Source organism: Denitromonas iodatirespirans (assembly GCF_018524365.1).
Lineage (GTDB): Bacteria > Pseudomonadota > Gammaproteobacteria > Burkholderiales > Rhodocyclaceae > Nitrogeniibacter > Nitrogeniibacter iodatirespirans.
In genome coordinates, this window is the sequence record NZ_JAEKFT010000005.1 from 51930 (window position 1) to 72875 (window position 20946).

Below are 20946 nucleotides of genomic sequence, written 5' to 3' on the forward strand. Positions count from 1 at the left end.
ACTTCCGCCAGGGAAACGCTGAACAAATGGGTTTCAACAGGTACCGGACCAGTTTAGGGCACGGACCGGGCAAACGTCTTGCAATCGCGTGGCATTTTTCACCCTCAGCGCGGTTAGCCGCTGGCCATTCACGACGCTTTTCGTGCCCTGGCGCCCCATCAGGGCACCCCTTGGGCGCGAAGCGCCAACAACGGTCTCAAGACCAAGCGGCGGCTGATCACCTTGTGCGATGAGCACCGAGCCAAATTGATTGGACTCGAGCCAGAAGACAGAGAAGCCAACGATGAAAAATACCATTGAGATATAAAAATGAGACGCAGACTTCCGAGGAAAAAAAGTAATGGACAGACCAACTAGTTGAAAGTTAAATAAACGGTGTGCCTTCTAGGACAAACGACCAAGGACACCAGGAAACGATGAAACTCGATCTGGATCTGCTCCATATATTCGATGCGATGTTGCGCGACCAAAGCGTCACCCTGGCCGCTGAACGTCTCAACACCTCTCAGCCGACGGTGAGCTATGGCCTGAAGAAGTTGCGCGAGACCCTTGGCGACGAGCTCTTCGTCCGGACGGTACGCGGGATGGAACCGACGCCGAAGGCCCTGGCGCTGGCCGGACCGGTACGCCAGATGCTGCACATCCTGGAGCGCGATTTCCTCAATCCTCCAGGGTTCGATCCCAAGAGCAGCGAGCGGGTGTTTACCATCAACACCACGGACATCGGTGAGATCGCGTTTCTGCCGCACCTGATGACGCGCTTGCGGGAAACTGCGCCCATGGTCAGCATCAAGTCCGTCTGCCTGCCGACGCGAGAGCTCGCCCAGGCCCTGGCCGACGGTGTGGTCGATCTCGCCATTGGCTATCAGCCCGATTTACCCGAGGGCAACATCTTCGTGCAAAGATTGTTCGAACATCCCTTCGTTTGTCTCGTGCGCGACGGCCATCCCCACATCAGAACTGGCCTGACGTTGGAACAGTACACGGCGGCCGAGCATATGGCGGTGCTGGCCGAAGGGCACCATCAGAAGCATATCGAGGCGCTCATTAACAAGAGCGTACCGAAACGCCGTGTCACCTTGTGGACGCAGCTTTGCGTGAATGCCGCATTTATCGTTCGCGACACCGATGTAGTGGCAACCGTGCCCAGAGCGATCGGGTTCATCTTCGCCCAATGGATGAAGCTCCGCGTTTTTCCACCACCGCTGCGCATTCCAGAGGTCCCAATCAACCAGTACTGGCATTCGAAATTCAACAGAGACCCAGCACTGGTCTGGTTGCGCCGGACCTTGGCCGAGCTATTCATCGCAAATGACCCGACGGTCGATTTCACCTTCACCGAGTAATCCGGACGGCCAAAATACGAATTGTCAGGCGGCCAATTCAACCCAGTGAAATACCACCAACCTGTCATAGCCGATAGAGCAAGCTGGTCAGCGCCATCCCGCCCGAGCCCGGGTTGAGACCATGAGCGCACGCCGCAAGGCGCGCAAGGCAGCCAAGGGTGGCTCCCTGGGCAACGAGTGCAACGTCGCTGGCGGGAACTCATGGCCTCAACGAGATCCACAGGCTCATTGAGAACACGCCCTAGTGCCTGCGCGGAGTCACCCCCATCGTAGCGCCGACCCGTTACCGGTCGAACTCCCAGGTGGCCTTGACGAATAGCTCCCGGCTGCGGGCCCCGCGGTCTGCGTTGACGCGCAAGCTCGTCTGGGTGGTCATGCCGACGTCGATGAGCCAATCCGAGCGCCACCTGTATTGCCAGCTCAACGTGCGCGCCGCCTCGCCAGAGTCGGACAAGCCCTGGCGGCGCACGCGGCGGCGCTGATCGATCCAGCGCAAGTACTGGTCGGGCCCCAGGTGCCAGAGCACCAGCAAGCGCCAGGCACGTTCGTCGAACCACGCCTGACCGTGCCCCCCGATCGCGAGCCGTCTGAACTCGCCCTGTACCTGCAGGTGGGCGTGCGGTTGCCACCTGGCCCAGCTGTCGAACGCGCCGCCGCGGCCGATGCGGTCGCGCTCGACATCGAGCATCTCACCGCCCTCGATCTGCAGCCACAGCCCGCTCCACCACGACGAAGGCATCGAGCTCAGGTTGGCCTGCCAGCGCTGCATCTCGTGAACGAGGCCTGTCGTGGTGGCGCGCTGCTGGACACGCACCCACGGCTCTACCGCCAGTCGCGTCAGGCGCGGCAAGGTGGCGTAGGCGCCGGCCGCGGTGCGCGCGTCGAGCAGCGATCGGTCGCCGTCGAGCGCGAGGCTGCGTTGGTCGCCCATGGTCAGCCCGACTTCCTGCAGACCGAACCAGGGCCGCTGGTAGATGCTGGCGCTCCATGCCGTCTGGCGCACGTCGGCGCGCTCGACGAAACCGTTGTCGGCGCGGAAGCCTGCATCCACGCGCCGTACGCTGGCATCCACGCTGAGCGACGGTGCGCGATGGAACCAACGCAGCTGCCAAGCCGATCCCGTGTCGGGCACACCGCGCTCGGCCTGCAAGGCGGTGGAGCGGCTTTGCAGCCATTGGAAATCGAGGCGGTGCGACGGCGCGGGCGACCAGGCCGCATCGACGCCGCTCACTTCGTTGCGGCCGAGCGCGCCTTCGTAACGCCGCTGGCTGTGCAGCGCGCCGATCGTCGCGTCGCCCAGTTGCGTGCGCATGCGCATCAGCAACGCGGTCGAGGGCTGCTCACGCAGGCGCTCGTCGGTGTAGCTGGGCGCGGGCAGCAGTATGCTGCCTGCCGGCGCGTCGCGAACGATCAGCACGGTGCCCTCGACCGGCCCGCGATGCGTCAGGCGCAGCCCCCAATCCGGCGCCGCCAGGGAACGCGTACGCAGCACCGGCAAAGGCGATTCGAGGAGGTCGGCGCTCTCCAGGAAGAACTGCCGCTTTTCCGGGAAATAGATCGCGTAGCGCGTGTTGCCCGCCAGTTGCGGGGCGTCGATCTCGACCTGCGAAAAATCGGGCCGCAGCGTCAGGTCGGCGTGTGTGTCGGCACGCCACGACAACTTCAGGTCGAGGCCCGCCTGGTCCTGCCCCTGCGCCGCGGTTCCACCATCGGCCTGACGCTCGCGCACGGTGCGGTGCGAGAGTGAAGCCGTCCCCTGCAACGTCAGCTGGTACTGCGGCGGCTGCAGGCCGGCCAGCGGCGTGGCCCAGCACAGGGTGCATGCGGAGTCGCGCGGCACCGGTCCGGACATCATGTAGTAGGCCTGCTCGCGCGGGTAGTTGCGCGCCACCAGCACCCCCCAGGATTTGGCGTCACCGGTTTCGTAGCGCAACGTGGAGAACGGAATCGCCAGTTCGGCCGACCAGCCGCCTTCGAAACGCGCCGCCGCGCTGCGGTAGCGGAAGTTGGGCGACATGTCCTCCACACCCAGCGTAGCCCCACCCTCGTCGGCGCTGCCGGTGTCCTCGCTGAACAGTCCGTCGCCGATCGAGCCGCTGGCCGAGACCTCGAAGATCTGGGCAACGCGACGGTTGCCCAAGGCGTCGATGTAGATCGTCACTTTGTCCGCATCGTCGCCGCTATCGTCGCGGCGCAGGATCGGCGCACGTATGGCCTGAGGTGACGGGTCGAAGGCACGCACCCCGATGTACAGGTACCTGGCATCGACGGCCAACCGGATCTCGGTGCGCACTGGTGGCGGCAGACGATCACCGGGATCGACTTCATAAAAGGTGTCGATCAGCGCCGCCTCGGCCCACCACGGCTCATCGAGGCGGCCGTCGAGCAGCGGCGCGACACCGGCGGGCAAGAGGCCGACGACCAGAGGTGCCGCAGCCGGGTCATGCGCGTCCGCCGGCAACGCCGCGACCGCCATGGCGAACCACAGCAGCATCGCGCGCAGAAGCCAGCGAGCGCCGCCAACGGTGCGCCAGCCAGGATGGAACAGGCGGGAGCGGCTTCGCGTTCGGCCGGAACGGCCACCACCAGCAGCGTATTTGTACCCGATGGTCAACCTGCGCTCGTCGCCCAATCCCGAGCCCGCAGCAGCCGATCGTGGTGGGCGGCGCGGGACCACTTCGTCGCGCAGGCTCCGCCCCCGTGCTCGGCGCTTGTGGACCGACGCCACGCCCTTGGGGGCCTCATCGGCCAACCTGCCCGAGCGCTCTCAGTTGGCGCACGACACGGCCGTGTGCCATCTCGATCACGCGGTCTGCCATGGCGATCGTCTCGGGCCGATGAGCGACGACGATGCGCGTCAAAGCCAACCTGCGGATGGCCTCGTTGACGTTGCGCTCGGCGAATACATCCAGGTGACTCGTCGCTTCGTCCAGCACCAGCAGGCGGGGGCGTCGGTACAGTGCGCGGGCCAGCATGACGCGCTGCTTCTGGCCCCCGGACAGGCCGACCCCGACCTCGCCGACGAGCGTGTCGTAACCCATCGGCATGTTCTCGATGTCATCGTGCAGCGCGGCCAGCTGCGCGCAGTGCCGCATGTGCTCGAAATCCGGCTCGGGGTCGAAGAAGCAGATGTTGTCGGCGAGCGAACCGGTAAACAGCACATCGTCCTGCATCACGGTGCCGGCCATCGCACGCAACCGATTGCGGCCGAACTCGGCCAGCGGCGCACCGTCGACCCGGATCTCGCCGTGCGTCGGTTCGAGCAGCCCCATCAGCAACTTCACAAGCGTCGTCTTGCCACAGCCCGAAGGCCCGGTCAGCGCAACGCACTCGCCGGCTTCGATTTCGAGGTCGACGCCATCGAGCACGGGCTCCTCCGCGAACGCATACGCGTAGCGCAGCCCATGCACGCTGATCCTCGGTGGCCCCGTGTCGGGTTCGGCGGCAGGTGGCGATGGGTCGGGCGGTTCCACCGGTGTCTGCACGATGTCGCCGACGCGATCGACATGCAGACGCAGCAGCGCAAGATCGAGCAGCCGGTCGATGAGTGCGCCCGTGCGCCGAGTGAATTGGTCAAGGTAGGCCAGAAATGCAAACAAGAGGCCCAGGGTCGCCGAACCTGACAATACAGCGTGCGCGGCGAGCCAGATGACCAGCACGCGCAGCAGCTCGAACAGCAGCCGGTGTGTTGTCTGGTGCGTCAGTCGCAGGCCCTGCACACGAAGCTCGGCATTGGTCTGCAAGGCGATGAGCTTGGCCCAGCCGCGTTGGCGCTCTTCGGCGCGCGCGAACAGGCGTATGCCCTGAATGCCCCGCAGTGTCTCGAGAAAGTGGCTCTGCTGCCGTGCCACCTGCACGATTTCTTCGGCGCTCGCCTGACGCAGTGGCCGGTGCAGCAGCACACACACCAGTGCATACAAAAGCACGCCGCCGAGCGCAAGTGCCGCCCCCACCGGGCTGTACCAGGTCATCATCGCCAAGGTGCCCAACACCAGGGCCCCGTCGACGAGCGCCTCGATGAAGCCGGTCGTAAAAGTGTGCTGCACGATGGTGATCGAACCGAAGCACGAAGCGATGTCGCCTGCATGGCGGCGCTCGAAAAAGTCCAGCGGCAAGCGCAAGAGGTGAGCGAGAACGCGCGCGGTCCAGCGCAGATTCAGGTCCATGCTGACCAGCACGGCCAACCAGCCGCGTGCGATGTCCAGCAAGGTGCCGATGAGCACGAGCAGCGCGAAGCCGACGACCAGCCCATCGAGCAGCGAAGTGCCGCGCGCAGGCAGCGCGTCATCGACCACCCACTGCAGCAGGAACGGCATCAGAACCGCGACCAATTCGAGCAGTCCGGTCAGCAGCACGATTTGGGTGAGGCCACGGCGCAATCCCGGCACGCGGCCGAACCAGTCGCGCAGGCCCTGGGCGCGGGGCGCCGGCCGCTGCTCGAAGGCAGCATGGGGTTCACACTCCAGCGCCACGCCGGTGAAGCGGCGGCCGAACTCCCGCATCGAGACGCGCCGCACGCCGACCGCCGGGTCGTGGATCACCACGCTGCGCCGCCCCGCCGCGCGCAGAACCACGAAATGCTCCATGTCCCAATGCAGGATGCAAGGCAACTGCAGGTGCGGCAGTTCATCGACATCGAGCTTGACCGCACGCGCACTAAGACCGAGCACGTCGGCCATCGCGAGCAGGCCGCGAACGGTGGCACCCTTGCGCGAGACGGGCAGGTCACGACGGACCTGCGCCAGCGAGTCAACGTGGCCGTGATAAGCCGCAATCATTGCGAGCGATGCGAGGCCGCATTCATTGGCCTCCATCTGCAGAAACACCGGCAGCTTGCTCATCGTGCCGATACCGCCGAGGGCGCGACGCGCTCCAGCATCCAGGCGAGCACGCTGCGACCGGGCGCCACCTCCCAGTGCGTGAGCCACCACGCCAGCGCAAATGCTGCGGCGCTGCAAAGCAGCAGCGCCACAGCGACGCGCCAGCGGTGTCGCCGCACGACCACGCCGAATCCAGCATCGCGCCGGTGCTCGACCGCTTCAGGTCTGAACAGGCTGTCTTTCATGGTTGTGTGACGACCGATGCCCTAGCAGTCGGCGCGGGCCTGCGCCCGCGCCAATCGCCTGCTTTCAGCGACAGCGGTTACCGCCGTTTCCGGTGTTGCCACAACCGTTGCCGGGCGAGCGCACCGGCCCACGCGGCCCGCCTGCGACGGCGCGCTGCTCCTTCTCGTTCAACAGCTTCAGCATGTGCTGGCCAACCACCACCTTGGGTTTTTTCTTTTCTTGATGCATGTGAAATCTCCTCAAACGTTGCCTAGGTCGGCGCGGGCCTGCGCCCGCGCCAATCGCCTACTTTCAGCGGCAGCGGTTACCGCCGTTTCCGGTGTTGCCGCAACCGTTGCCGGGCGAGCGCACCGGCCCACGCGGCCCGCCTGCAACGGCACGCTGCTCCTTCTCGTTCAACAGCTTCAGCATGTGCTGGCCAACAACCGCCTTGGGCTTCTTCTTTTCTTGATGCATATGAAGTCTCCTCAAACGTTTCCGTAGTGTTCACGTTTCCGTAGCGTTCCCGGTCTCACTTTCACGCCACCCGGCCGGGAACGACACCGGGTGGCGCTGTCACTCCTCAGCCCGCCGAGAGCCCTCGGCATGGGCGTTCGCGCAACCACAGCGTCGCGATCCACTTCTCCCCTTCGAGCACCGGGGTGCCGCTATGCAACGAGGCCTCGTCCATCCGGCCATCGGGCAGGCGGTAGGTGAAGTACAGCGCGCTTCCCCGACTCGGCAGTAGTTCGAGGCCAGCGACGTCAAAGCGCGTGGCCCCGCCTTCGGTCACGTCATTCAGGTACAGAACGATGGTGCCGATGCGCTGGCCCGCCGCATCGAGCTCTTCGCGATGACGCAACAGTTCAGGGGCGTTGAAGTAGTCGAAATGCGACAGGAAGCGCTCGCCGCCCGAGTAGCGAACGATGGCCAGCTCCTCCATGCATTCCTGCGGCCACTGCACGAGCGTTGAGATGCGCGCTTCGATCGCGTCGATCCAGGGCACGGATCCGGCTTCGACGAAGCAACCGCTGCTCGTTCGTACGTCGGCGTCGATCACTTCACCTTGCTCACTCATGACACGGTTGGCGCTAAGATGCTCCTTCGCGAACTCGATCAGGTCACTGCATTCATGTGCGCTCAGGACATCGTCGAACAGCGCCAGGTCGGGCGACGTGCAAGTCAGACGTGCACGCACACCGCGCACCTTGCTCGGCGCCACCGGTGCGTCGACCGGGGAACGGTGCGCATCCAGGGCATCAAGTCGGGCATAGCGAAAGTGCTGGATCACATCCAACACTGCGCCCTGCATCCGCGAGTGCTCGAGCACACTGTGCAGCGGTGTGTCTTCGTGACGCAGCACGCCCAACGCCGCCAGCAGCTGCGCTTCGTGCTCCCCATAGCCGTCAGCCTGCATCGCTTGCGCCATCGCTTCCACGCTCAGGTCGCCGCGAGAGACCGCTGCAAGCAGCCATGCCTCGACTGCCTCGTTATGGGCGGACATCTCGTCATTGGAGGCCAGTCCAGCGACGGCTGTCGTCTCTTCGTTCAAGGTGCACTCCATGGGAATTCTCCTGCGCGCACTTCTGCGTCTTGCAAACAAGCCGCCTATTTTTAGCCGCGCGCCAGCGACGCCCCGAAAAGGTCGGCGAGACGCGAGGATTACGTTTAGGTTGAAACCAGATGAGCCCGAGTGGCCAGCGGGGATCAGACGGCTACAGCCTGTCCCTTCGCCTTGCGCCGCACGCCGCCCCTAATGACCGGATACTCGTCCGCCGTCACCATCGGTGGCCAGCAAGCGGGACTCCCGCGGGCGTACGACACGATTGCGATATTCGATTGGGTGTGGTGGGCGGGACATCGACGAATCGGATCCCGGCTGGCCAGGCATCGCCGATTCGCCAGACGGCAATTGTTTGATGCCACCAGACTCCGGCTGGTCATGGATGGGCCTGGCCGACATGATCGGCATCGCTTGACTGCCTGACGGCCATGGCGAATCGGGCAAGCGGATTTCCCCATATCGGCTGATCGGGCCTTCCGATATCGCCGTTGCGGTGCAAGCGACAACATCATCTAATGTGGTGCGCATCCCGTGTCTCCTCGAAAATTCGCGATTTGATCGCTTGTTTTCCGTCCGTCGTTTCCGTCAAGAAGCGACGCCGGCTTTTTTGTGTCTCGTGGTGCCTAGTGAGCGAGACTGATGCTAGCTACGAGGGACTCTCAAGGAAACAATGGAATGAACAGATTAACTATTTAATAGTTAAATCGAAAAATACGTTGCAGGAGACATATGATTCAACAGCAAACACCTCGAACGGGCGTTTTTGTCAGGCGTTGATACTGCAGACAATCGGCCCGCAACGCAGCATGTCAAACGCCCCCGACGCCGGGGGCGTTTTTTTGCCCTTGCCAGGCGTCACCCCTTGGCCACCAGCGCCCCGACCATCCGCCGCGCCAGCGGCGAGACCAGCATCACCGCCGGAAAGGCAAACAACCAGGCCGTGAGCCAGGCCCCCACCCACAGGCCGATGAAGTCTGGTGCAAAGCCCGCGGCGCGAAATGTCGCAATGCCCGAGACCATGAACGACATCAGCCCCGACAGGATCAAGCTGAACAGGGCCGCTCCGTATTTTTTGGGAATCATGCGCACGCCTCCTGTGCCAGGCCGACCGTGGCCGCACTGCCCAAGCGCTTCAGCGCGTGCGCAAAATGCCCGCCGAACAGCCGGGCCGATTTGATGTCGCCAGGCACGAAGGCATCGGCCGCGGCCCCATGCCCGGCCTGCGCCATCAACCCCGACCACGATCCCAGCCGGTTTGCCGCCTCGTCGTCGGGCACCCCGTCGTGTTGCTCGGGCAACACTGGGTTGCCCGCCCACAACATGCCGTGCTGCATGCAAAACACGAACATCGCCATCAACGTCGACTGTTTGTCGCCCGCCGGCAGCGACGACACCGTGAACCCGGCGGCCAGCTTGCCCCGCAACTGCTGCGTCCGCCACAGGCGGCCGGTGGCATCCATGAACGATTTGAACGGGCCCGACACCCCACCCAGGTAGGTCGGCGAGCCGAGAATGAGCCCGTCGTAGCCCAGCAACGCATCCGGCGCCGCAGTCAGCGCCTCCGCCTTGAGCAGATCGACTTGGGTGTCGGCCAGCGTGCGGGCCCCGTCGGCAATGTGGCGGGCGATGTGCTCGGTATGGCCGTGAGCACTGTGATAGACAATGGCAAGCGTATTCATTTTTCAAACTCCGATTCGATTCAGACAGGCGGGCAGCTCAAGGCGCCAACGCCACGAGCACCAGGGCAGACAGGTACAAGCCCAGACCAAACACCGCGTGATTCACCACGCTGCGCACGCAGTTCTTCAGTGGCGTGGGCGTTTTCGACGCGGCAAACCCCGCCCCCATGGCCGGCTGCATCACAAAGAGCGGCGCGACCACCGTGGCCACCCCGAGCAGGACCGCCGGCAGCACGGTCGGGCGCTCCAGCCACGCCACGCCGAACACCGCCACCAGCAGCGCCGCAAAAGCCACGCCCACCGCGTAGTGCGCCCCCCAGCCCAGTACGCGCTCATCTCGAATGGCCGCCGCCTTGGCAATGGCCGGATGCACCAGCGTGCCGCGGGCCAGATGCCCAACCCAACGGCCGAGCAGGGCAAAATTCAGCCCCTGAACGCCGAAGCGGCGCAGCAGTGCGAGCCACAGATCCATGATCGCGGTCGCGCCGACGCCGATGAGAAACACCTTGAAAATGGCTTGAAGCAGTGTCATGAGGACCTCCTTGATCGTTGACTGACAGGCTTGTGGAGATCACTCTAAAAGTTGAAGTCAACTTCAAGTCAAGGGGTCGCCGATGGATATTGCCGAAGTCGCCAAACGCACCGGGGTGCCCGCCTCGACACTGCGCTATTACGAAAAGAAGGGGTTGATCCATTCCGTCGGGCGCGATGGCCTGCGCCGCCGCTTTGCACCCGGCGTGGTCGATCAGCTCGCGCTCATCGCCCTCGGCCAGGCGGCCGGGCTGTCGCTCGACGAAGTCCGCACCATGCTCTCGCCCGATGGCGAACCCAACATCGATCGGCAACTACTGTCCGCCAAGGCCGACGATGTCGACGCGCTCGTCAAGCGCCTGCGCGCCGTCAGCAACGGACTTCGCCATGCCGCCGCCTGCCCCGCCCCCAGCCATGCCGCCTGCCCCAGCTTTCAGAAACTGCTCAAGGCCGCCGCACTTGGCATGTTCGCCGCACACGACACGCCCGCACGCAAGGCGCCCCGGCGCAGCCGATCGTAGGCTGGCGTGAGCGAGGCAACACCCGGCCCTCGGCGGGCGCGCCACTCACCGCACCGTACGACTCACCGCCATCAACTCATTCAGAATCCCGCATGCCTCCACCGCCCGCTGCGAGTCGCATCGGCTGCGCAACGCCACCAACTGATGCTCCAGCGCCTGCATGGCCTTGATGCGCTCGCGCACCTTGTCCAGCTGAGTGTCGATGAGGGCGTTCACGTCGCCGCAATCGGCGTCGGGGTGGTCGGCGACCTCGATGAGATGGCGGATCTCGGCCAGCGGCATGTCGAGCGCGCGGCAGTGGCGGATGAAGGCGAGGCGCTCCGCATGCTGGGGGCCGAATAGCCGATAGCCATTGGGTGTGCGGTGGGCGGCCGGCAGCAGCCCTTGCTTTTCGTAGTAGCGGACGGTTTCCACATCCACGCCGCAGGCGCGGGCCAGTTCGCCGATTCGCATCCTGCGCTCCCAGTCTCATCCAGATGCCGCGGTTGACCCTGGAGCGACTCCAGGGTTTCAAATGGTGCCATTGATTCGAAGGAGTGGGTGCGATGTCGGCATGTTGCAACGGTGGCTGCAGTGCAAGCGCGCCACAGGTGGGCCCGCGTTATCGGCGGGCGCTGTGGGTGGCGCTGATGGTCAATGCGCTGATGTTTGTGGTGGAGATCGTGGGCGGGATGCAGGCGGGGTCGGTCTCGCTGCTGGCCGACGCGGTGGATTTTGCCGGCGATGCGGCCAACTACGGGCTGTCGCTCGCGGTGCTGTCGATGGGCCTGCTATGGCGGGCGCGGGCGGCGCTGGTGAAGGGCCTCTCGATGGGCGCCTACGGGCTCTTCGTGCTGGCCAAGACGGCGTGGGCGGCAAAGACCGGGGTGCTGCCCGAGGCCTTCACCATGGGGGCGATCGGGTTGGTGGCGCTGGCGGCCAACGTGTCGGTGGCGGCCATGCTCTACGCCTTTCGCGACGGCGATGCCAACATGCGGTCGGTGTGGTTGTGCAGCCGCAACGACGCAATCGTGAACATCGCGATCATCCTGGCCGCGTTCGGCGTGTTCGGCACCGGCACGGCTTGGCCCGATTTGCTGGTCGCTGCCGTCGTGTCGAGCCTGGCGCTGGCGGCGGCCGTCAGCGTGATCCGCCAGGCGCGCCGGGAGATCGCACTGGAAACCGCCACCGCCCCGGGCACGGCGGGCTGACCCCGCGTCACGCTTGCGCCAGATCAATGGACGAACCCGCATCGGTCCTAGAATCCCGACTGGCACGCAAGCACCGAGGCTTCTCATGAAACACCTGCCCAAACTCCGCGCCTGGCAATGGATCGTCATTGCCCTGGTGCTGGCCTACGCCCTCGACTGGTTCATCCAGCGCCCCGACGGGCAGACCCGCGCCCTCAACGCCGCCATTGCCGCCGAAGGCAGCGCCGAACTCAAGGCCTACCCCTACCCCTTCCGCGTACTGCGCGTCGAGAACGGCAAGGCGATCATGGGCACGCCGCGTAGCCGCGATGTGTCGGTGACCCGCGTCATCAAGGTGCTCTACCCCGACATCAACGTGCTCGACACCAACGATCCAGCCTTCATCGCAGCGCAAAAAGAACTCGCCGGCCTGCAGTTCGAGGCGCGCGACATCGTGGCGCGACAGGACGGGATCAAGACCGTGACATGGGAAATCGACCGCCACTGGCTCGGCGCACACGGTATCGATGTACCGCCCAACCCGTAGGGCGGACACGCGAAGCGCATCCGTAGCGCCGTAGCCCGGGCGAGCGCAGCGACCCCAGGTTCAGCGTTGCCGATCGGGCACGATGCCCCGGCGTCGGACCTGCGGCCCTCGGCCGGGCTACGCGCAGCCCACCACGCAACGCAAGCCTGCGGAGGACTTACTTGCCGACCTTCTTCCCGGCCACCTCGTCGGCGTGGGCGTCGGCCACACCGCTGAGCTGCACGAAGCCGCGCCGTAGCCCGGGCGAGCGCAGCGACCCCGGGTTCAGCGGTGCCAACCGGGCACGATGCCCCGGCGTCGGACCTGCGGCCCTCGGCCGGGCTACGCGCAGCCCACCACGCAACGCAAGCCTGCGGGGGACTTACTTGCCGACCCTTTTCCCGGCCACCTCGTCGGCGTGGGCGTCGGACACACCGCTGAGCTGCACGAAGCCACGCCGTAGCCCGGGCGAGCGCAGCGACCCCGGGTTCAGCGGTGCCAATCGGGCACGATGCCCCGGCGTCGGGCCTGCGGCCCTCGGCCGGGCTACGCGCAGCCCACCGCGCATCGCAAGCCTGCGGAGGACTTACTTGCCGACCTTCTTCCCGGCCACCTCGTCGGCTTAGGCGTCGGACACACCGCGGAGCCGCACGAAGCCTCCCCGTAGCCCGGGCGAGCGCAGCGACCCCGGGTTCAGCGTTGCCGATCGAGCACGATGCCCCGGCGTCGGACCTGCGGCCCTCGACCCGGCTACGTGCAGCCCGCCACACATCGCAAGCCTGCAGGGACTTACTTGCCGACCTTCTTCCCGACCACCTCGTCGGCGTGGGCGTCGGACACACCGCTGAGCTGTGCAAAACAGCCCTCAAGCGGACAATCCCTTCCGGGCGGGCACTCGTGCTCCCGCGCGCACTCCCCTTGCGTTTCGTCCAGCAGCACCATTTCCCGTACCGCCTCGCAGCGGCCGATCGGCGAATCGATAAAGCTCATGACGCTCTCCTTGCCGGTTGCGCCCGCGCACGCCATGACGGAATCCCGACGATGCGGGCAGTCTCCATCTCATGCTAGTTCGGGCACGGGGCGCTGTCCGGTCAATTTTTGATCGGCTTGATGCGCATCAAGCCGGGCCGCTGGAGCGGGTGCCATCGATGGCGGGAGCGGCACATCGAGACCGCCCCGGCTTCGGCAGCGCAGGCACCACACACAGCCCCGACGGCGCGGGTGATAAAACGCCGATGCTCGGATATCCTGCCCTCACATCTTTTCCACCGTTCAGCCATGACCGCACTGCGCACCCTCTACCCCGCCATCGACCCCTATGCCACCGGCCATCTCGACGTTGGCGACGGCCACCGCATCTACTACGAGCGCGTCGGCACGCCCGGTGCCAAGCCGGCGGTGTTCCTGCATGGCGGGCCCGGCGGTGGCATCTCGGCCGACCATCGACGCCTGTTCGACCCGGCGCGGTACGACGTGCTGCTGTTCGACCAGCGCGGTTGCGGGCAATCGACACCGCATGCCGGGCTGGAGGCGAACACCACCTGGCATCTGGTGGCGGACATCGAGCGGCTGCGCGAGCTGGCGGGCGTGGACAAATGGCTGGTGTTCGGTGGTTCGTGGGGCTCGACGCTGGCGCTGGCCTATGCCGAAACCCACCCGGAGCATGTCAGCGAACTGGTGTTGCGCGGCGTGTATACCGTGACCCAGGCGGAGCTGGACTGGTACTACCAGTTCGGCGTCTCGGAGATGTATCCGGACAAATGGGAGAACTTCCTTGCGCCGATTCCCGAGGCCGAGCGCCGCGATCTGATGGCGGCCTACCGCAAGCGGTTGACCGGCAGCGATCCAGCGGCGCAGATCGAGGCGGCGCGGGCCTGGAGTACCTGGGAGGGCAGCACCATCAAGCTGCTGCCGGACGCGGACTTTGCCGCCGGCTTTGGCGAGGACCGCTTCGCGCTGGCCTTCGCGCGCATCGAAAATCACTACTTCACCCACCGCGCCTGGCTCGACGACGGCCAGCTGCTGCGCGATGCGCACACGCTCCACGGCATCGCCGGCACCATCGTGCATGGCCGCTACGACATGCCCTGCCCGCTCAAATACGCCTGGGCCTTGCACAAGGCCTGGCCCCCGGCGGACTTCCACCTCGTCGAAGGCGCCGGCCATGCCTACAACGAACCCGGCATCCTCGACCGCCTGATCCGCGCGACGGACGCCTACGCCGGCAAGGCGTGATGAACATCAGCGGGGAGCGATGCGCAACACCTTCGCCCCCTTGATCTGCCCGGCGCGCAACTCCTTCAAGGCACGGTTGGCGTCGGCCAGGGCATACACCTGCACCTCGGGGGCAATGCCCGCCTCGGCGGCGATCTGTAAGAACTCGCGCACGTCGTCCGGGGTGATGTTGGCCACGCTCTTGATCTCCTTCTCCATCCACAGCTGCTCGGGGTAGGACAGCCCCAGCCACTGATCGATGTCCTGCCCCTCCTTGCGAATCGCGTTGATCACCAGCCGCCCGCCCGGGCGCAGCACCCGCAGCGCATCGAGCACCGGCTTCCACACCGGGGTAGTGTCGATGATGGCATGCAGCAAATGCGGCGGCGCCTCGCCCGGCGCTCCCGCCCAGGCCGCGCCCAGCGCCAGCGCATGCGCGCGCTCGGTCGCGCTGCGGGCGAACACCGCCACCTCGGCGGACGGGTAGAGGAAGCGCACCATCTTGAGCACCAGATGGCCTGAGGCACCAAACCCCGTGAGCCCCAGCCGCTGTCCGTCGCTCAGCTCGCACAGCTTGAGCGAGCGATAGCCGATGGCTCCGGCGCACAGCAGGGGCGCGGCGGATTCGTCAGACAGCGCGTCGGGGATAGGGTAGACGAAGGCTGGCCGGGCCGTCATGTACTCGGCGTAACCCCCGGCGCAGTCGCGCCCCGTGGCCTTGAAGTCCGGACACAGGTTAGGCCGCCCCTCGCGGCAGTAGTCGCATTGCCCGCAACTTGAGGCGATCCACGCCACCCCCACGCGCTGCCCGACCTTGAAGCGCGCGCCCTCCGTCGGCAGCCGGGCCACCGTGCCCACCACCTGATGGCCGAGCGTCATGGGCAGTGTCGGTGGCGGCGTACGCCCCTCGATTTCGTCCAGTTCGGTATGGCAGACACCGCAAGTCGTGACCCGGATCAGCACCTCGTCAGGCGCCGGCTCGGGCACGGGAACCTCGTCCAGCACCAACGGGCCGTCGCTATCGGCCGAGATCGGCGCGAGCCGGTGCAAGCGCATCGCTTTCATGCTGCGCCCTCCTGCGTTTGTTTCATTCTAGGCGCTGCGCACTGTCAGTCGATCCACGCCACGGCCGACATGGCTCGCCGCTCAGTCGCCGGCCAGCACCACCCGATTCCGGCCGGCGGCCTTGGCCGCATACAGCGCGTTGTCGGCTTGCTTGAGCAACACCGCCGCGTCGATCTCTTCGCCTGACATCACCGCGATCCCGGCCGAAAAGGTGCAGCGCCCGAAGCGGCGGTTGCCCGCGTGGAACACTTCATCGGCGAAATGCGTCTGCAAGTCCTCCAGGCGCTCGACAATGGCGTCGGCCGTCTGCTCGGGCAGGATCACGACAAACTCCTCGCCGCCAAAGCGGCACACGGTGTCGCTGCTGCGGAACCAGCCGCCCAGCGAATCGGCGATACGGCGCAGCACCTCGTCGCCCACGTCGTGACCGTAGGCATCGTTGATCTCCTTGAAGTGGTCAAGATCGATCACCGCGCAGCCGAGCTGGCTGCCGTTGCGCTGGGCGCGCTTCACCTCGCTCGCCAGGGTCATTTCCATGTAGCGCCGGTTGTAGAGCTGGGTGAGCGGGTCGCGCACCACCTGGTCGCGCAGGGTCTCGCGCAGGTTCAGGTTCGACAGCGCCAGGTTGATGCTCTCGGCCACCGCATGGATCATTCGCCGCTGGCTGTTGCGCTGCAACTCGGCCGAGGCACCATAGGCCAGCGTCAGCACCGCCTGCACCTGCCCCTGGACCTGCAAGGGCAGGCAGATGTAGGCGCCCGCCGCCGGGGTCATGTGGTTGCAGCGCACCAGCGCCTCGGTGGCCACCACCTCGTAGCTGCGCCCCTGGCGAACGGCCCAGCAGTCTTCCGGACTGAACCACTCCCGAAGGCCGGCATTGTCGCCCCAGCGCACCCAGGTCAGGAGGTGACCATCGCGCTGCCCCGGCACATGGGCGGCAATCCGCCCCGAGGTGCCGGGGAACATCCGGGCCATCGCCAGACTCAGCACCTCGGCGGCCTCGGCCCGGTCGTTGCAGGCCATCAGCTGCTCGTTGGTCCGGTTCAACTCGGTCAGCTCGGTGTCCCGGCGCTCCAGTGCGCCGACCATGTCCTGCAATTGTTCGTTGAACAGCCGAGCCTGTTCGGCGGCCGCCACCCGATCGGAAACGTCCCGCACCACGCCGACGAACAAGGTGCGATCGGCCAGCACCAGCTCCGACAGCGTCAGCTCCACCGGAAAACGGCTGCCGTGCTTGCGCAAGCCCTCGACGGTTCGGTGAAAGCCGATCGTGCGCTTGTGGCCGGTCAGCGGGTAGTCGCTCAGGAAGATGTCGTGCTGACGACCAAACGGCTCGGGCATCAACATGCTGACATTGCGCCCGACCAGCTCTTCCGCCGTCCAGCCGAAGATGCCGGCGGCGGCAGGATTGACCGAATCGATGATGCCGGCTTCATCGATGATCACGATGCCATCGAGCACCGCGCGAAACACGCCGCCCATGCGCGCCTCGCTCTGCCGCAACGTGGCCTCGACACGCCGGCGCTCCTCCACCTCCTCGGTCAGCCGCGCCGTTCCTTCGGCGATCTGGCGTGCCACCTCGACCCGCTGACCGCTGGCAGTCAACAAGAACCCCTGCATCAACACGAAGAGCACGCCACTGCCGACCATCGCGATCCACAACAGCGGCACCCCGTCGGCCACGGCGAAGCGCTCGTCGGACACCAGATGAAGTTGCCACAGGCGGTCGCCGACCGGGATCGTTTCGACCCGCGTCATGCCCGGCGCGTCTGGCGCGCCTGCCGTCCGGTAGAGCGTCTGCCCGACCGTGGCGGTCGTATCCACCAGCGACAGGAACAGGCCGGACTGATCGAACTCCGCCCGCACCGAGGCCATCAGGGGCGCCAACTGCAATACGCCCACGGCCAGGCCGCGCGGCCCGTCGCCGCTGCCGGCGAGCGGCTGGACGGGTGATACCAGCAGCACGGCTGCGTCCGCCTCGCTCTCGTCCGGGATACGATAGACCGAACTGACCGCCACCGCATTGCGCGTCACGGCCCGGTTGATGGCGGCTTTCCAGACCGTTTGAGACGCCATGTCCGTGCCCAGGCGGAACGGCATCGCCTGGCCGGATACTGCGAAGAACACGGGGAAGTACTGCTCGCGCGCCTGCGCCGGCACCAGCCGCTCCTGCGCATCGAACTCGACCAGTTCGAACCCCACCAGACCATCATCACGGGCCAGTTGCTCGAAGGCCTCGCGCTGATCCGCGGCCATCCGGGGCACCCACAGGATCGCCGCGAGCCCAGGGATCCCTGGCATCAGCGATCCGAGTTGATGATGGAACCCGCGCCGACTTGAAGGCGAGGCTTCCAGGAAGCGGTCCGCCACCGCCATCGCAGCCATGGCCGCGTCGATCCGGTCCTGGAAACGGTGGCTGACGGCCGAGCCCAGCGCCGTGAAGTAGGCCGAGCGACGCTGGGTTTCGACATCGACTGCAAGCCGGCTCAATGCAAGCACCGCCAGCAGCATGGCGCCAGCGGGCAACACCAGCGTCGTCCAGCGCGCACGCCACAACGGATCGCGCCATCGCAGCAAGGGCATCAAGAGCGTGAAGAGACCGGCGACCGCCACCACCTGGGACAACCAGGCAGCCGCAAACACCTCGAAGGGCGTCGCCGGCGGCCTCGCGTCGATCACCAGATGCACCCCAAGGCGGATCGCCGCCCATGGCACGGCCGCTATCGCGGCGCCGAAGAGCAACAGCCGGAAGATGTCGCGCACCTGCGTCAGCTGCCACCAGCCAGGTACGAAACGCCGGATCAGAAACGCGCCGGTAAATGCTTGCAGATTGGCCGCGCCCGCCATCACCAGTGCCGGGCGGAACGCCAGGGCGCCCTCGCCGCTCATCAGCAAGGGATCGGCAACCAGGCCGAAGCACAGCGCACCGGCCGTGATGCCCACCAAGGCCCAGGTGCCGCAAGCCAGCGCCCCGAGCAGCGCCACGGCCGCCGGCAGGGCGATCGTCAGCTCGCCGGCCACCGGCCCCGGAAACAGGCTCGCCAATGCGCCGGTCAGCGCATAGACCATCGCCAATACAGGCTGTCTGACCCACTGAGACTCGATCACTGACCCTCCCCGGCAGCGCGCTCCCGTGTCGATTCTAGCGTCAAAGACACGCGCCCTTGCAGGGCACACGCCACACCGCGCCATCGTGCTAGGGGCGATCTGTCGGATAAATGTCACAGCCCCTAGGGCACGAAGGGAATATCGATCTCGTCACTGCGCCGCACGCCCTGCGTCAGCCCCCGGCACAAACTCAGGAATTCGCGCATCCCCGCACTCTGGTATTTCTGCCGATGCCACACGAAGTGAAAGCTGCGCTGCAGGTCCAGGCTCGGCACCGTCAACGGCACCAGGCTGCCGCGCCGGAACGCGTCGCGCAGCGCCAGGCGCGACAGGCATCCCACGCCGAGCCCGAACTCCACCGCCCGCTTGATCGCCTCCGTGTGTTCCAGCGCCAGACGCACCCGGGGCGGGCTGGGCGCGCGGCGGAACGCCTGGTCGAAGGTGGCCCGGGTGCCACTGCCCGGCTCGCGCACGATCCAGTCCACATCGTGCAAGTCTTTCAACGACAAGGCATTTCGGCCGGCCAGTGGATGGGTCGGGGCGCAAAACACCACCAACTCGTCGCCCACCCAGGTTTCCACCTCCAGGTCCGGATGGCTGCAGGTGCCTTCGATCAAACCCAGATCCAGTTCGAAATCCGCTAGACGTTCGGTGATCGACGCAGTGTTGTGCACCTTCAGGTCCACCCGGCTGTCTGGATGGTTCTGCAGGAAACGCGCCACCAACAGCGTCGCCAGATAGTTGCCGATGGTCAGCGTGGCGCCGATGCGCAGGCGGCCGTAGCCGGCCCGCCCGGCCAATACGTCTTCGATGGCCTGGCTGCGGTCGAGCAGATCGGCCACCTGGGGCAGCAACTGCTCGCCCAGCGTATTGAGGCGCAGCACCCGGCCCACCCGGTCGAACAACAAGGTATCGAACTGACGCTCCAGCTCGCCCAGCGCCGAACTGACCGCCGACTGCGACATCGACAGCCGTTCGGCCGCGCGCGACACGCTGTCGGCACGCGCCACTTCGAGAAAGACCTGCAACTGACGGAGGGTGATTTTCATATCGACTCAATCGAACACATTTATCCAAATTATTCGCTTTATCGAACATACATGCCACCGTAGAGTCACACCAAGCCCTTTTGTCCGACCGGAGTCGAACCATGAGCAACCTGGCCACCGAACGCGTCCTCAGCGTCCATCACTGGAACGAGAACCTGTTCAGCTTCCGCACCACCCGCGACCGCGGCCTGCGTTTCGAGAACGGCCAATTCGTCATGATCGGCCTCGAGACCGAATCGCGCCCGCTGATCCGCGCCTACAGCATCGCCAGCCCCAACTACGAAGAGCACCTCGAGTTCTTCAGCATCAAGGTGCCCGACGGCCCCCTCACCTCGCGCCTGCAACACCTGCAGCCGGGCGATCCCATCGTGGTCAGCCGCAAGCCCACCGGCACCCTGGTACTGCGCGACCTGCGCCCCGGCCGCAACCTGTATTTGCTGTCCACCGGCACTGGCCTGGCCCCGTTCATGAGCGTGATCCAGGACCCGGAAACCTACGAGCGCTTCGAAAAGGTCGTGCTGCTGCACGGCGTGCGCTGGACCTCCGAGCTGGCCTACAGCGAGTTCATCGAAAAGACCCTGCCGGCGCATGAGTTCCTCGGCGACGTGGTGCGCGAGCAACTGGTGTACTACCCCACCGTCACCCGCGAACCCTTCCGCAACACCGGCCGCATCACCGAAGTGATCCCCTCCGGCAAGCTCTTCGCCGACACCGGCCTGCCGGTCATCGACCCGGCCGTCGACCGCGCCATGATCTGCGGCAGCCCCGCCATGCTCGACGACTGCTGCAAGATGCTCGACACCCTCGGCTTCGAGATCTCCCCGCGCATCGGCGAGACCGGGGACTATGTGATTGAACGGGCCTTTGTGGAGAAGTAAATACGACGCAGCCGCGGTGTCCGGTTGACTCCGAACATCGCGGCCGCGCGCCGACGATTCGTAACCCGGATGCAGCGCAGCGGAATCCGGGAGCGACGCCTCGTTCAACCACCGCCCCCCGGTTCCGGCCTTGCCGGCCAGCTTCCGGGCCACGCGCTGCTAGATGCTCGACACTCTCGGCATCGAAATCCCCCGGGCCGGGCGACTCTGTGATCGAACGGACCCTCGTGGAGAAGCAAGCCCGTCGGTTC

Annotated in this window: 20 protein-coding genes; 6 read left to right on the forward strand and 14 right to left on the reverse strand. The window is 65.9% G+C overall.

The window, feature by feature from the left end; genetic code table 11:
• Positions 1-416 precede the first annotated feature (416 nt).
• Positions 417-1346, forward strand: a complete 930-nt coding sequence (locus tag I8J34_RS05795; protein WP_214360445.1) for a LysR family transcriptional regulator — start codon at positions 417-419, stop codon at positions 1344-1346.
• 283 nt (positions 1347-1629) lie between these two features.
• Here I8J34_RS05795 and I8J34_RS05800 read toward each other — a convergent pair whose 3' ends face one another.
• The 9 genes from I8J34_RS05800 to I8J34_RS05840 form a co-directional block, all read right to left on the reverse strand.
• The gene (locus I8J34_RS05800; RefSeq protein ID WP_214360446.1) at positions 1630-3960 is read right to left on the reverse strand and encodes a carbohydrate binding family 9 domain-containing protein; all 2331 of its coding nucleotides are present in this window, start codon (positions 3958-3960) and stop codon (positions 1630-1632) included.
• A gap of 127 nt (positions 3961-4087) precedes the next feature.
• Positions 4088-6187 carry a peptidase domain-containing ABC transporter gene (locus I8J34_RS05805; RefSeq protein WP_214360447.1) on the reverse strand — a complete coding sequence of 700 codons (2100 nt, stop codon included), beginning with the start codon at positions 6185-6187 and terminating at the stop codon, positions 4088-4090.
• Positions 6184-6411 (reverse strand): hypothetical protein, encoded by a 228-nt coding sequence (locus I8J34_RS05810; RefSeq protein WP_214360448.1) that lies wholly within the window; start codon positions 6409-6411, stop codon positions 6184-6186. The genes I8J34_RS05805 and I8J34_RS05810 overlap by 4 nt, the downstream gene beginning before the upstream one ends.
• A gap of 64 nt (positions 6412-6475) precedes the next feature.
• On the reverse strand, positions 6476-6640 hold the full coding sequence (locus tag I8J34_RS05815) for a hypothetical protein (protein WP_214360449.1): 165 nt from the start codon (positions 6638-6640) through the stop codon (positions 6476-6478).
• Positions 6641-6703: 63 nt separating this feature from the next.
• The gene (locus I8J34_RS05820) at positions 6704-6868 is read right to left on the reverse strand and encodes a hypothetical protein (protein ID WP_214360450.1); all 165 of its coding nucleotides are present in this window, start codon (positions 6866-6868) and stop codon (positions 6704-6706) included.
• A 106-nt stretch (positions 6869-6974) separates the two neighbouring features.
• Positions 6975-7955: a 2OG-Fe(II) oxygenase gene (locus I8J34_RS05825; protein WP_214360451.1), complete on the reverse strand. Its 981-nt coding sequence runs from the start codon at positions 7953-7955 to the stop codon at positions 6975-6977.
• A gap of 855 nt (positions 7956-8810) precedes the next feature.
• On the reverse strand, positions 8811-9038 hold the full coding sequence (locus I8J34_RS05830; protein ID WP_214360452.1) for a DUF2798 domain-containing protein: 228 nt from the start codon (positions 9036-9038) through the stop codon (positions 8811-8813).
• Complete coding sequence (locus I8J34_RS05835) at positions 9035-9634, reverse strand: flavodoxin family protein (protein ID WP_214360453.1); 600 nt, start codon at positions 9632-9634, stop codon at positions 9035-9037. Before I8J34_RS05835 ends, I8J34_RS05830 begins: the two co-directional genes overlap by 4 nt.
• A 37-nt stretch (positions 9635-9671) precedes the next feature.
• The gene (locus I8J34_RS05840) at positions 9672-10166 is read right to left on the reverse strand and encodes a DUF2938 domain-containing protein (RefSeq protein ID WP_214360454.1); all 495 of its coding nucleotides are present in this window, start codon (positions 10164-10166) and stop codon (positions 9672-9674) included.
• Positions 10167-10248: 82 nt separating this feature from the next.
• On the opposite strand from I8J34_RS05840, the gene I8J34_RS05845 reads away from it, so the two are divergent.
• A complete protein-coding gene (locus I8J34_RS05845; RefSeq protein WP_214360455.1) occupies positions 10249-10686 on the forward strand; it encodes a helix-turn-helix domain-containing protein in 438 nt (145 codons plus the stop codon).
• A gap of 45 nt (positions 10687-10731) precedes the next feature.
• Here the strand turns inward: I8J34_RS05845 and cadR are convergent, their stop codons facing one another.
• Positions 10732-11139: a Cd(II)/Pb(II)-responsive transcriptional regulator gene (gene cadR / locus I8J34_RS05850; RefSeq protein WP_214360456.1), complete on the reverse strand. Its 408-nt coding sequence runs from the start codon at positions 11137-11139 to the stop codon at positions 10732-10734.
• Between the two features lie 176 nt (positions 11140-11315).
• On the opposite strand from cadR, the gene I8J34_RS05855 reads away from it, so the two are divergent.
• Positions 11316-11876 carry a cation efflux transmembrane domain-containing protein gene (locus I8J34_RS05855; RefSeq protein ID WP_230411738.1) on the forward strand — a complete coding sequence of 187 codons (561 nt, stop codon included), beginning with the start codon at positions 11316-11318 and terminating at the stop codon, positions 11874-11876.
• Positions 11877-11961: 85 nt separating this feature from the next.
• Positions 11962-12402 carry a hypothetical protein gene (locus tag I8J34_RS05860; RefSeq protein WP_214360458.1) on the forward strand — a complete coding sequence of 147 codons (441 nt, stop codon included), beginning with the start codon at positions 11962-11964 and terminating at the stop codon, positions 12400-12402.
• A gap of 768 nt (positions 12403-13170) precedes the next feature.
• On the opposite strand, the gene I8J34_RS05865 is transcribed toward I8J34_RS05860, so the two are convergent.
• Positions 13171-13371, reverse strand: a complete 201-nt coding sequence (locus tag I8J34_RS05865) for a hypothetical protein (RefSeq protein ID WP_214360459.1) — start codon at positions 13369-13371, stop codon at positions 13171-13173.
• Between the two features lie 288 nt (positions 13372-13659).
• Here I8J34_RS05865 and pip point away from each other — a divergent pair, with 288 nt between their 5' ends.
• On the forward strand, positions 13660-14616 hold the full coding sequence (gene pip / locus I8J34_RS05870) for a prolyl aminopeptidase (protein ID WP_214360460.1): 957 nt from the start codon (positions 13660-13662) through the stop codon (positions 14614-14616).
• 6 nt (positions 14617-14622) lie between these two features.
• On the opposite strand, the gene I8J34_RS05875 is transcribed toward pip, so the two are convergent.
• From I8J34_RS05875 to I8J34_RS05885, 3 genes are all read right to left on the reverse strand, one after another.
• The gene (locus I8J34_RS05875) at positions 14623-15660 is read right to left on the reverse strand and encodes an alcohol dehydrogenase catalytic domain-containing protein (RefSeq protein WP_214360461.1); all 1038 of its coding nucleotides are present in this window, start codon (positions 15658-15660) and stop codon (positions 14623-14625) included.
• An 81-nt stretch (positions 15661-15741) separates the two neighbouring features.
• Positions 15742-18768 (reverse strand): diguanylate cyclase, encoded by a 3027-nt coding sequence (locus I8J34_RS05880; protein ID WP_214360462.1) that lies wholly within the window; start codon positions 18766-18768, stop codon positions 15742-15744.
• Between the two features lie 122 nt (positions 18769-18890).
• Positions 18891-19817, reverse strand: coding sequence for a LysR family transcriptional regulator (locus I8J34_RS05885; RefSeq protein ID WP_214360463.1), 927 nt, complete (start codon positions 19815-19817; stop codon positions 18891-18893).
• Positions 19818-19918: 101 nt separating this feature from the next.
• Between I8J34_RS05885 and I8J34_RS05890 the strand changes: the two genes are divergently transcribed.
• Positions 19919-20695 (forward strand): ferredoxin--NADP reductase, encoded by a 777-nt coding sequence (locus I8J34_RS05890; protein WP_214360464.1) that lies wholly within the window; start codon positions 19919-19921, stop codon positions 20693-20695.
• Positions 20696-20946: the final 251 nt, after the last annotated feature.